The organism is Burkholderia arboris (assembly GCF_038723655.1).
Classification (GTDB): domain Bacteria; phylum Pseudomonadota; class Gammaproteobacteria; order Burkholderiales; family Burkholderiaceae; genus Burkholderia; species Burkholderia arboris.
The window spans coordinates 3,407,099-3,419,887 of the sequence record NZ_CP109821.1; the positions used below are offsets into that span (position 1 = coordinate 3,407,099).

Annotated in this window: 8 protein-coding genes; 2 read left to right on the forward strand and 6 right to left on the reverse strand. The window is 68.8% G+C overall.

The window, feature by feature from the left end; all coding sequences use genetic code 11:
- The first annotated feature begins 133 nt into the window (after positions 1-133).
- On the forward strand, positions 134-1,489 hold the full coding sequence (locus OHZ10_RS15965) for a purine-cytosine permease family protein (RefSeq protein ID WP_174994228.1): 1,356 nt from the start codon (positions 134-136) through the stop codon (positions 1,487-1,489).
- Positions 1,490-1,521: 32 nt separating this feature from the next.
- Here OHZ10_RS15965 and OHZ10_RS15970 read toward each other — a convergent pair whose 3' ends face one another.
- From OHZ10_RS15970 to OHZ10_RS15990, 5 genes are all read right to left on the reverse strand, one after another.
- Positions 1,522-2,610, reverse strand: coding sequence for a suppressor of fused domain protein (locus OHZ10_RS15970; protein ID WP_174994229.1), 1,089 nt, complete (start codon positions 2,608-2,610; stop codon positions 1,522-1,524).
- An 81-nt stretch (positions 2,611-2,691) separates the two neighbouring features.
- A complete protein-coding gene (locus OHZ10_RS15975) occupies positions 2,692-3,417 on the reverse strand; it encodes a copper homeostasis protein CutC (protein ID WP_059233047.1) in 726 nt (241 codons plus the stop codon).
- An 83-nt stretch (positions 3,418-3,500) separates the two neighbouring features.
- Positions 3,501-3,905, reverse strand: a complete 405-nt coding sequence (locus OHZ10_RS15980) for a hypothetical protein (protein WP_342703011.1) — start codon at positions 3,903-3,905, stop codon at positions 3,501-3,503.
- A complete protein-coding gene (locus OHZ10_RS15985) occupies positions 3,902-4,288 on the reverse strand; it encodes a hypothetical protein (protein WP_059233045.1) in 387 nt (128 codons plus the stop codon). The genes OHZ10_RS15980 and OHZ10_RS15985 overlap by 4 nt, the downstream gene beginning before the upstream one ends.
- Before the next feature lie 157 nt (positions 4,289-4,445).
- Positions 4,446-5,732 (reverse strand): sensor domain-containing phosphodiesterase, encoded by a 1,287-nt coding sequence (locus OHZ10_RS15990; protein ID WP_059233044.1) that lies wholly within the window; start codon positions 5,730-5,732, stop codon positions 4,446-4,448.
- Positions 5,733-6,028: 296 nt separating this feature from the next.
- On the opposite strand from OHZ10_RS15990, the gene OHZ10_RS15995 reads away from it, so the two are divergent.
- Positions 6,029-7,696, forward strand: coding sequence for a Na+/H+ antiporter (locus OHZ10_RS15995; protein WP_059233043.1), 1,668 nt, complete (start codon positions 6,029-6,031; stop codon positions 7,694-7,696).
- A gap of 95 nt (positions 7,697-7,791) precedes the next feature.
- Here the strand turns inward: OHZ10_RS15995 and OHZ10_RS16000 are convergent, their stop codons facing one another.
- Entirely contained in the window at positions 7,792-11,364 is a 3,573-nt protein-coding gene (locus tag OHZ10_RS16000; protein WP_342703014.1) for an indolepyruvate ferredoxin oxidoreductase family protein, read from the reverse strand.
- Between the last annotated feature and the right edge of the window lie 1,425 nt (positions 11,365-12,789).

The following is a 12,789-nucleotide window of genomic DNA, read 5'->3' on the forward strand; positions in this document are numbered from 1 at the left end:
CGCGGCGCGGCGGGGACGCTTGCGCGCCGTTTCTGCCGGACCGGTTGCCCGCCCGACGTCGGGGCAACCCTGCGGATCGCCTGACCCGCGGCCCAGACGTCGTCCGCTGTTTTGCTCATCGAGGAGCACGCTCATGGCCAACCTGGCTCAGGCCCGCACCGACGAGGATCTCGACCTGTCGACGCTCGCCATTCCCGATCACGCGCGCATGCCGCCCTTTTCGCTGACGATGGCGTGGTGGGCCGTCTGCAGCGCGGTGTTCTACATCGTCGTCGGCGCGACGCTCGCGCTCACCTACGGCGCGCGCAACGCGCTGATCGGCATGGCGCTGTCGGTGGTGTCGTACGGCGTCGTCAATTCGATCATCAGCCGCTATGCGATTCGCACCGGCCTGTCGGTCGCGCTGTTCTCGCGCGTGCTGTTCGGCAGCGCGGGCGCGGCGCTCGCGACGCTGATCTTCTTCGCGACGGCGATCTACTACGCGGTGTTCGAGGGCTCGGTGATCGCGGTCGCCGCGCATCACCAGTTTCCGGCGCTGGACTACCAATGGGCCGCGCTGATCGTCGTCTGCTACAGCGTGCCGCTCGTGTTCGGCAGCGTGCAGCACTGGCTCGACAAGTTCAACGGCGTGCTGCTGCCGTTCTACCTGTTCGGGCTGCTCGCGGCGGTCGGGCTCGCGACGGCCGAGTACGGCTATCACGCCGCGTGGCTCGATTTCGGGCCGGCGGGCGGCGCACCGGCCGGCGGCTGGTGGCAGTGCTTCGTCTACTACATGGGTGTGTGGGTGCTGATGATGTTCACGTTCGACTACGCGCGCTTCGGCCGCAAGGAGGACGCCCGCTATCACGGCCGCTTCAACTTCGGGATGCCGTTCTATCTCGTCACGTTCCTCGTCAACGGCGCGGCCGGCATCTATCTCGTCGCCACGATTCCCGGGCTCGGCACGCTGTCGGAAGTGTCGGTCGTGCTCGCGCTGCTCAAGCTGATGGGCGTGTGGGGGTTGCTGTTCGTATGGGTCACGCAGTCGCGCATCAACACCGCGAACTACTACCTCGCGACCGTCAACATGCAGGCGTTCTTCCAGAAGGTCGCCGGGCTGCGCGCGCCGAAGTTCGTATGGGCGCTCGTGGTCGGCGCGGTCGTCTACGCGCTGATGATGGCCGACATCTTCTCGCGGATCCTGCAGGCGCTCGCGTACCAGGGCATCTTCGTCGTCGCGTGGGTCGGCGTCGCGCTCGCGCACATCCTGTCGGCGCGCTACGGGCAGCTCGTCGGCGACGATGTCGAGTGCCGCGACGCGCATGTGCCGGTGTTCAATCCGGGCGGGCTGACTGCGTGGTTCGCGGGTGCGTTCGCGGGGCTCGCGCTGAACCAGGCGACCGGGTTCGCCGCGTCGCTGTCGGCACCGGCGACCTTCGTCGTGTCGTGGGTCGTCTATCGCGCGCTGCTCGGCACCGCGAAGCGGGCCTGGTTCGTGCGGAATACGTAACGCCGCCGCGCCTGCGACGGCGCGGCAGCGGCTTACCCGATCGTCTGTACCGGGTTGCCCTTCGCGTCGCGGATCACCGTCTTCTCGACGCGCCAGCGCACGCCGTCGAGCCCGTCGATCGCATACTCGCCCGCGCGCGGCTTCAGCGTGCGCGCCAGCGCCTGCACCGTCGCGTCGGTGAGCCGCAGCGTCAGCGTGCCGTCTTCGTCGGTCACGGCGTTCGCGTCGCCGTGCACGAACCGCAGCGCGCCGTCGTGACCGACCAGGCGGAACGCGCGGTCGAACGGCAGCCGCAACGGCAGCAACGCGACGAGTTCCTCGACCTGCCGCGCGCCGACGGTAATCTCGATCACGGGCGCGCGCAGCAGCCGCTTGCGCGTGTCCCATCCGAGCACGTCGGTGAACAGGTAGCCGCTCGCCGAGCCGTCGCGCTGCGTACCCGCGTCGACCTGCTCGCGCACGTCCGCGCGTTCGAGCAGCGATGCGCGGCCGAGCTCGGTCACCCAGAGCGGCATGTGCGGCAGCAGCGTGTCGAGCAGCGCGCGCGTGCGCCAGCGCTTCGCGGCGCGCTCTTCGTCGAGCGTCAGCCCGACGACCTGCAGGAACGCGAGGCGGCCGTGCGGCGTGTCGATCGACGGCAGTTCCGGATCGAACGCGAAGCCCATCGAGCAGAGCGCCGTGCCGGTATCGAGCGCGATCGGGCCGTTGGCCGTCATCCAGTGGCCGTCGTCGAACGCGTTGCCGCTCTGGAACACGTAGCGCGCGAGATTCTGCAGGAAGCTGAACACCCAGCGCGGCGGCTCCTCTTCGCCCGCCGCGCACGCGACGCGCATCGTCAGCTCGAACCCGAAGCCGCTGACGGCCGGATCGTCGGACTCCTTCGCATACAGCTCGCTCAGCCCGTACGTGACGAAGTGCCAGTGCGGCACGGGCCCCGCGCGCTTCCACACGCTGATCCCGTCGAGCGGATCGGGGCCGCCGAGCCGCCACTTGACCAGCGTGCCGTAGTGCTTCGGCTCCTGGCCCGGATAGAGGCGTGCAAGCGCACCGTCGATCGCGTCCCAGCCGGGCGCGGCGTCATCGTCCGCGCCGTCCTGCGTGTCGTGTGTTGCGTCGGTCATGTGGCCCTCTGTCGCGTTTCATGTTCCGGTGCGTGGTGGCGCCAGCGCACGGGGCAGCGGCTGCGGCCGCCGCCGGGCGCATCACACGTGCGCCGCCGCGCCGTCGAGCGCCGCGCGCACGCGCTCGACGCGCTGTTCGTCGACGGGCGCGAGCACCTCGCCGCGCGGCCGCACGCCCGAGCCGAAATGCACCGCGCGCACGCCGGTCGCACGGACGAAATCGCCGACCGCATCGATCGTGAGCCCCGAGCCGGCCAATACCGTGCAGGTCGAACCGGCCGCCTGCCGCACCAGCCGCGTGATCGTCGCGACGGCATCGAGTACCGACGGATGGCCGCCCGACGTCAGCACCGACGTGACGGCCGGCACGCGCAGCAGCGCGTCGAACGCGGCGTTCAGATCGCGCGCGACGTCGAACGCCCGGTGGAACGTGAGTGCCCGGCCGTCCGCGGCGGCCGCGATGCGGGCCAGCGCGCCGAGATCGATGTCGCCGTGCGCGTCGAGCGCGCCGAACACGACGCCGTTCGCGCCGGCCGCGACGGCCGCGCGCACGTCGCGTTCGATCACGCGCAGGTCGTCGGCGTCATAGACGAACGACCGGCTGTGCGGACGCACGATCACGTTGACGGGAATCGGCACCGCGGCCACGACGGCCTCGATCAGGCCGACGCTGGGCGTCAGCCCGCCTTCGGTGATCGCGGTCACGAGCTCGAGGCGGTCGGCGCCCGCGCGGGCGGCGGCCTTCGCATCGCCGACGGTCGTGGCGATCACTTCGAGGAGGACGGAAGAAGCGGCGTTTCGGTTCATGGGCGGCCCGCGAATCGTCTGGACAATTCGCGCATCCTAGCCGAGCCGCGTGACGGACGCCAGCGTGCCGGCGGCCGTGCGCGTCAGCCGCGCCGCACGAGCCAGACGCCGGCGAGCGCGGACAGGCCGGTCACCACGGTGCCGGGCGCGAACCGGAACATCCGCACGGTGAATTGCACCCCCTGCTGCTGCATCACGTCGACGATCCCCGGCGCGAGCAGGAGCGTCGCCCAGCCGATCATCCCGAGCGCGGTGGTCGCGGTCGCGACGAGCAGCGCGATGCCGGCACCGCGCGCACGCGGCCGGAACGCGCCGGCAAACGCGCCCGCAGCCAAAAGCGCAACCGAAAACGCGGACATCCCGGCGGCAAACACGACCATCACCGTCGTCTGGCCGACCTTCAGGAACGCGACCATCTGCGCGACGATCACGCACATGCCCGCGATCGCGAACAGCACGATCGCCAGCGCGTTGCGCACGGCGTTCATGCGGGTGTCTGGCGGAAATACGCGGTCGCGGGGCGCCGGAACAGCAGGTAGACGAACAACGCGAACAGCAGGACGCCGGGAATCAGCACCGCGAGCATCGACGCCGGCATGTTGATTAACGAGAACGCAATCCCGAACACGAATGTCACGATATACGCCATGCGCGACCATTCGCGGCCCTTGAGGATCGCAATGCCGATGACGACGTTCGCCGCTTCGATAATCATGCTGATGCCGAACGTCGCCCACACGGGCAGCAGGTAGTGCGACATCAGCGCCTGGGTGGTCGGCATGCCGATCGAGAACGGCGTATAGACGCACGTGATCGCGTTGGTCACGATGATGATCCACGCGAGGATGGTCAGCGAAATCGGTCTTTTCATTGTGTTTTCCTTTTATTCGCCGCCATGGTTGGCCCCCGGGACGGCGCGATCGCGGTCACGACGGCCGCGGTCGGGCCATTGTCGGGGAAGCCCGCGGCGAACGCAACGGCCGCCCCGCGCCGCCGCGCCCCGATCGCCGCATGCGATCCGTGCGCCCCTAGCCGGCGTCCGCTTCGTCGTCGACCCAGTCGATGTCGCCGCACAGCACGCGCTGCGCATCGCCGACGCGCACCGCCACCGACAGCGTCACGCACGGCTGCGCCTCGTTGATCGACAGGTACGGCCGCGTGACCTGCACGCGCCCCGGCTCGGCGATCGCCGAGCGGAAATACGGCCGGCGCAGCCAGTTCGCACCTTGCGCGTCCGCCAGCGGCGAGAAGCGCGCCTCGGCGAGCGCGCGATCGGCGCGCAGCACGACGTTGCGGCCCGACTGCCGGCCGTGCGCGTCGAGCAGGAAGCAGCGCGCGGCCGCGTCGAGCGCGAGGAAGTTCCAGCACACCTCGTCGAGCGGCTCGCCGGCCGCGAGACGCTCGGCCGCCCGCTCGAACGCACGCAGGTACGGCGCGAGCCGCTGCGCGTCGCGCCGCTCGCGAGCTTCGGTCTGCTGACGAAAGCGCTCGGTCAGCTCGCCGATGCAGCCGGTCGCGGCCGCGCTGTCGGGCAGCCCCGGCGCCGGGCGCCCGAAGTAGTAGCCCTGCACGAAATCGGCCTCGCACGACAGCGCGATCTGCGCCTCGTGCTCGGTCTCGATCCCTTCGACGAGCACGAGCTTGCCGGCCTCGTGCAGCAACGTGACGAGTCCGTGCAGGATAGCGGTGAGCCCGGTGCGGTGCGCCGCGTGCGACAGCATGATCCGGTCGAGCTTCACGATGTCCGGGTTCAGCTGCCAGATCCGTTCGAGGTTCGAATGACCGGCGCCGAAATCGTCGAGCGCGATCAGGAAGCCGTGCGTGCGGAATTCGCGCACGGCCTCCGCGAGCCGCTCGACGTCTTCCGCGCGCTGTTCGAGCACTTCGAGCACGATGCGGCGCGGCGGCATGCCGAGCCGCTTCAGGTTCGCGAGCAGCGCGGCTGCCTGGAACGGATCGGTCAGCACACCCGGATGGACGTTGAGGAACAGCCACTCGCGCTCCGCGCCGAGCAGCGCGAAGTTCTCGAGATGCAGCGCCTGCGCGAGCCGGTCGAGCTGCAGCAGTTCGCCCTGCCGCGCGGCTTCGCCGAACACGTCGAGCGGCGACACCGCGCGGTCGAGCGCATCGTGCGCGCGCAGCAGCGCCTCGTAGCCGACCGCACGCTGGTGCGACAGGCTGAATATCGGCTGGAACACGGTCGTCAGCGTCAGGTCGCGGTGCTGCGTGGCCAGACGTTCGAAGCCGGAGCTCATCTCCCGCTCGAACCGGTACGGCGACGCGGCGGCCGGACGCTCCTGTTGAACGATCGTCATGCCTTCCTCCTGGTATTGCCTTCGAACGCGCCGCCCGCCGAAACGGACGGCGCGTTCAATGTCATGGTTGGACCCTCGGTTGCCCGGTCGATGCCGGACGGCTGCCCACCTTCAAGCAAGCTCCGTGCAAGGTCCTGACAACCCGTACGCCATGCGGCTGCACGGGGTCTTCGCACCATCGTGGCGCGCGCCGGATGCACCACTTTCGTGCGCACGCACCGGTCACTCGAGCGCAGCCGTCACGTCAGCACGCTACACTCCGTACGATCGTTTCATTCCCCGTATTCGCCGTATCGATGGAAATCGTCTTCACAGTCCTGATCCTGCTGCTGACCGTCGCGCTGTCCGGCGCCGTCACGCGCATTCTGCCGTTGCAACTGCCGCTGCCGCTGATGCAGATCGCGTTCGGCGCGATGCTCGCATGGCCGAAGCTGAACCTGCACGTCACGTTCGACCCCGAAATCTTCATGCTGCTGTTCATTCCGCCGCTGCTGTTCGCGGACGGCTGGCGGATTCCGAAACGCGAGCTGTACCTGCAGCGCCGCGCGATCCTGATGCTCGCATTCGGGCTCGTGTTCATGACGGTACTCGCAGTGGGTTACTTCGCGCATTGGCTGATTCCCGAGTTGCCGCTGCCGATCGCGTTCGCGCTCGCGGCCGTGCTGTCGCCGACCGACGCGGTCGCGCTGTCCGGCATCGCCGGCAAAGGCCGGATCCCGCCGCAACTGATGCACATCCTCGAAGGCGAGGCGCTGATGAACGACGCGTCGGGCCTCGTCGCGCTGAAGTTCGCGATCGCGGCCGCGCTGACGGGCGTGTTCTCGCTGCGCGCCGCGTCAGTCACGTTCGTGATCGTCGCCGCCGGCGGGCTCGCGACGGGCGCGATCGTGTCGTGGGTGTTCAGCGCGCTGTCCACGCGCTTCCTGAACGCCGAGCAGGAAGGCGATCCGGCCCCCGGCATCGTGATGACGCTGCTCGTGCCGTTCGCGGCCTACCTGTTCGCCGAGCACCTCGACCTGTCGGGCGTGCTCGCGGCCGTGTCGGCCGGGATGATGATGAATTACACGAGCTTCTCGCGCAAAAGCACGGTCGCGTCGCGCGTGCGGGCCGAAAGCACGTGGGCGATGATCGAGTTCGTGTTCAACGGCATGGTGTTCATCATGCTCGGGCTGCAGTTGCCGCACATCATCGGCCGCGCGCTCGTCGATGCGCACCATACGAGCGACGCGCTGGTCGGCCGGATGATCTTCAACGTGTGCGCGATGATGCTCGCGCTGTATGCGATCCGCTTCACGTGGGTGTGGCTGCTGCGCTGGTTCGCGAGCCGCCGCGCCGCGCGCCAGGGCCTCGCGGGCACGATGGCCGGCGTGCGCACGATCGCGGTGATGACGGTCGGCGGCGTGCGCGGTGCGGTCACGCTCGCCGGCGTGCTGTCGATCCCCGTCGCATTGTCGGACGGCGCGCCGCTGCCGGGGCGCGACACCGCGATCTTCGTCGCATCGGCCGTGATCCTCGGCTCGCTGATCGTCGCGGTGATCGGGCTGCCGCTGCTGCTGCGCGGCGTGCGCTCGGCGCGCAACCCGCTCGGCGACGAGGAACGCTCCGCGCGCTCGGCCGCCGCGCAGGCCGCGATCCGCGCGATCGACTCGTCGCACGATGCGATCTCGGCCGATCTCGACGAATCGGGCGCCGCACGCTGCGCGGACATCTCCGCACGCGTGATGGACCAGTATCGCCGCCGGCTCTCCGCGCTGGCCGAGGACGGCCCCACGCCGCGCGCGGAAGCGAAGCAGGCCGAGACGATGGAACTGCAGATGCGGATCGCGGCCGTGCGCGCGGAACGCTCGGCGCTGTACCGGCTGCGCAGCGACAGCAAGATTTCCGACGAGACGCTGACGAAGCTGATCCGCGAGATCGACCTGTCGGAAACCGCGCTGTCGACGCGCAAGAAAGGCATTCTTTGACGGGCCGGCAGCCGCCGGTGCGCAATCGGGTCGAAGTCCGGATAAAAAAAGGCGACGCAGCAGCGTCGCCTTTTTCACATCCGCCCGCGATCGCGCTACTTCGCGACGACGACCGGAATCCCCTTCAGCATCCCCGCGCCCTTCATCTCGTCGAGCGCATGTTGCACCGCCACGCTCGTCGCCGCGTCGATGCCGAGCTGCAACGCAAGCTCGCGCTCCGTGCGCTTCACGCCGGCCAGGTTGCGCACCTTCACGTGGCCGAAGCCGCGCACGCGGGCGTGCAGGTCGGCCAGTTGCACGACCTGCGCCGCATTGCCGGCCGTCATCGCGGCGAACGCACGCGCAAGCGTCGTCTCGTAGTCGTCGGCAAGCGCGCGCTCCATCTTGCGCTCGACGGTGCGGCCGAACGGATCGAGCCACGTGCCGCGCAGGCTGCGCACGCGCGCCAGCACGCCGAACACCGGCCACATCCACTGGCCGAACACGCGCTTCTTCGGCGTGCTGCCGTCGCTGCCGGCCTTCGCGACCGTCGGCGGAGCGAGGTTGAACTTCACGCGGTACGCGTGCCCCGGCACGCCTTCGAACTGCGCTTCGAGCGCCGTGCGGAAGGTATCGTCCGCGTACAGCCGCGCAACCTCATATTCGTCCTTCACCGCGAGCAGCCGGTAGAACGTCGTCGCGACCGCGCGCGTCAGCGCGTCGTCGCCTTTTGCGTGCGCGGCGTTCACGAGCGCACGGTAGCGCTCGACGTAACGCGCGCCGCCATACGCGTCGAGACGCGCTTCGCGATCGGCGATCACCTCGGCAAGCGTCTCCGGCGCGGCCTGCACGGCCACCGTGTGACGCGCGTTCCACAACGCGTCGAGGCCCGCCGCGTCGCCGGCCGCCATCCGGCCGATCGAGAACGCGAGCTTGTTCATCGGCACCGCGACATTGTTCAGCTCGATCGCGCGCATCATCGCGGCGAGCGACACCGGCACGAGGCCGAGCTGCCACGCATAGCCGAGCATCAGGATGTTCGCGCCGATCGAATCGCCGAGGAACTTCGCGGCGAGCGCCTGCGCGTCGCAGCTCGACAGGTAGCCCTCGCCGGCCGCGTGATGCATCTTCTCGAGCAGCGCGTCCGCATGCAGGTTCGCGTCGGGATTCTGCACGAACGATGCGTTCGGGATCCGGTGCGTGTTGACGACGATCCGCGTGCGCTCGTGACGCACCGTCTGCAGCGCCTCCGCACTCGCGCCGACGACCATGTCGCACGCGAGCAGCACGTCGGCCTGCTGCGTGTCGATGCGCACCTGGTTCAGCCACCGGTCGCTCGACGCGATCCGCACGAACGACAGCACCGAGCCGCCCTTCTGCGCGAAGCCCATGAAGTCGAGCACCGACGCGCTCTTGCCTTCGAGGTGCGCGGCCATGCTGATCAGCGCGCCGACCGTCACGACGCCCGTGCCGCCGACGCCCGTCACGAGCATGTCGAACGGCGCGGCGTCGAGATGGGTCGCGGGCACCGGCAGCCCGTCGACGCGCGCGGCCAGCGCCGCTTCGTCGAACGCGGCGCCGGCAGCCTTCTTCAGCGCCGCGCCTTCGACCGTCACGAAGCTCGGGCAGAAGCCGTTCACGCACGAATAGTCCTTGTTGCACGACGACTGGTCGATGCGGCGCTTGCGGCCGAGCGGCGTCTCGAGCGGCTCGACCGACAGGCAGTTCGACTGCACGCCGCAGTCGCCGCAGCCTTCGCATACCGCGTCGTTGATGAACAGGCGCTTGTCCGGGTCGGGGAATTCGCCTTTCTTGCGGCGGCGGCGCTTCTCGGCCGCGCAGGTCTGGTCGTAGATCAGCACGGTGACGCCGGGCGTCTCGCGCAGCTCGCGCTGCACCGTGTCGAGCTCGCTGCGGTGATGGAACGTCGTGCCCGCCGGGAACTGCCCGTGATGGCCGTCGTACTTCTCCGGTTCGTCGGACACGACGACGAAGCGCGACACGCCTTCCGCCTCGACCTGCCGTGCGATCTGCGGCACCGAGATGCTGCCGTCGACCGGCTGGCCGCCCGTCATCGCGACCGCATCGTTGTAGAGGATCTTGTACGTGATGTTCGCTTTCGCGGCGACCGCCTGGCGGATCGCGAGGATGCCCGAATGGAAGTAGGTGCCGTCGCCGAGGTTCTGGAACACGTGCTTCGTGTTCGTGAACATCGCGTGCGCGGCCCAGTCGACACCCTCGCCGCCCATCTGGATCAGCCCAGTCGTGTCGCGCTCCATCCACGACGCCATGAAATGGCAGCCGATGCCGGCCTGCGCGATCGAGCCTTCGGGCACCTTCGTCGACGTGTTGTGCGGGCAGCCGGAGCAGAAGTACGGCGTGCGCTTCACCGCGTCGGCCTCGTTCGACAGGATCTGCGGCGCGACCAGATCGACGACGCGTTCGCGGCGGTCGAGCGCCGGCTTGTGCCGCGCGAGCCATTCGGCGAACACCGGCAGGATGCGCGACGGGCGCAGCTCGCCGAGTTCGGACAGCAGGCATGCGCCGGCGGCGTCGTGCTTGCCGAGCACCCGCGGGCGCGCGCCTTCCGTGCGGTTGTACAGGTAATCCTTGATCTGCTGCTCGATGACCGGGCCCTTCTCCTCGATCACCAGCACTTCGGCGAGACCGTCGACGAACGTCTCGATGCGCGTCATTTCGAGCGGATACGACAGGCCGACCTTGTAGATCCGCACACCGGCCGCGTCGAGATCGGCGACCGTCAGGTCGAGACGGCGCAGCGCCTCCATCAGGTCGAGGTGCGCCTTGCCGCAGGTGACGATGCCGACGTTCGCGTGCGTGCTCGGCGCGATCCACTTGTCGATGCTGTTGGTGCGCGCGAAATGACGCACCGCGTCGAGCTTCGCGGCGAGGCGCGCCTCGATCGTCAGGCTCGGCAGGTCGGGCCAGCGGTTGTGCAGGCCGCCCGACGGCGGCGTGAAGCCTTCCGGCGCCGGCCACCGCGTCTGCAGCGCATCGAGGTCGACCGTGGAGCCCGACTCGACCGTTTCGGAGATCGCCTTGAAGCCGACCCACGCGCCCGAGTAGCGCGACAGCGCCCAACCATACAGGCCGAATTCGAGCATGTCGGCGATGTTCGCCGGGTTCACGACCGGCATGTGCCACGCGATCATCGCGAAGTCGCTCTGGTGCGGCATCGACGACGACACGCAGCCATGGTCGTCACCGGCGACGACCAGCACGCCGCCGTGCGGCGACGAGCCATACGCGTTGCCGTGCTTCAGCGCGTCGCCGGCGCGATCGACGCCCGGGCCCTTGCCGTACCACATCGCATACACGCCCTCGACCGTGCGCTCGGGATCGGACTCGACCCGCTGCGTGCCGAGCACGGCCGTGCCGCCGAGTTCCTCGTTGATCGCCGGCAGGAAGCGTACGCCGCTGGTGTCGAGCAGTTTCTTCGCCTTCCACAGCTGCTGGTCGACCATGCCGAGCGGCGAGCCGCGATAGCCGCTGACGAAGCCGGCCGTGTTGAGCCCCTGTTCGGTGTCGACCGTGCGCTGCATCAGCAGCAGGCGGATCAGCGCCTGCGTGCCGGTCAGGAAGATCCGGCCGCGCGTCGCGGTCAGGTTGTCGGTCAGGCGGTAGTCGGACAAGGCAGGCGTGCCATCGACGGGCAGGCGGGCGGTCATGGGGGATAGTCTCCGGATTGTGCTGTTCTGGGCTGCGCGGCGGGACGTCGGGCGGCGCGTGACCGGCGGCAGCGAATGGCTCTATTTTTTCGCGCGGAGCCGAGAATGTTTTTTCTCATCTTGCTCGGCCGGGGCTGTAGCGAGAAAGACTGCGCAGGTTTTTGCCGGGATTTGAGAGAGTTTTCGCGCGCGGTGGCGGGAGCGGGGTTGGCGGGACGTTCGGACGACCGGGTGGATCGGCGTCAAGGGCGGTGCATGCCCGACGGCCCGCCGTCAGCCCCGCGACTGGCGCGCGAACCCCGTGCGACAAGGGTTTCCGTGGCTCGGGCGGTCACCCTCACCGTTGCAATACACAGCGTTCCGATTGGTCGGTGGCGCCGGATGTCCACAACGCTTCGTCCGATCGGGCGCGCGCTCACCGTTCGATTGCACAGCGTTTCGAGTGGCGTCCGGGCCGGGATATCCACACCCGGAATCGGCATGCGGCTCGCCCGGGTGTCGCTGCTCACCGTCGGAATTCACAGCGCGGCGAGTGGGTTTCGGCGCGGGATATCCACATCGGACCCGGTGCATTTCGTCGATCCGCCGCGCACATTCACCGTTCGAATACACAGGGTCGAGAGTGAGTTTGTCAGGCGAATATCCACGCCGGAACACCCATGCTGCGTGATCGCCGTCTCACCCTCACCGTTGATGTGCACAGGAATTCGACTGGCTACGGCGGCGGTTGTCCACGCCCGGAACTGCATTGCCTTTCAGCCATCCGACCACCCTCACCGCCGAAAACCACAGCGCTTCGAGTGGCTTGAGGGTCCGGATATCCACATGGGCGCACGTTCTCCGATCGATCGAAGATGTGCCTTTCGCCGCGCTCCGACGACCGGCAATCCATACCGGACGCGGCTCTTCACCCGATCGGGCCTCGACGCTCACCCTCGAAATACACAGTGCCGCGAGTCGTTTCGGCGGCCGGATATCCACACGGCGGCGTGCGCCGCCCCCCGTTTGCAAGCTCGCGGCCGAGCCCGGCCCGAACAGCGCTTCGCGCGGCATCGGCAGCCGACCGGCCGCATTCTGGCGGGCCGCACGCCGATCCCGAAATCGCACTCACCATTGAATTGCATGGCGCGCCGAGTCGCTCGAGAACGCAGATATGCGCGGCGATATTCGCACTTTGCGGACCACACGCGCGCTTGCGCCGTTAGAATGCACGACCCTTTGATCGTGATCCGGAGCCGGATGTCGACGTCGCGGTGCGCGCCCGGCTTGGTCACGCATGCGCGCATTCAGCTAGAATGCGCGACCCTCCCGAATCGCGGCAAAGGGCGGAAACCCGCGCCGGAGCAGGCGCGCCGCGCGATCGGGCGCGACACTCACCGATGAATTTCACAGCAATTCGCGTCGTTTCGCGGCGAGTTGTCCACA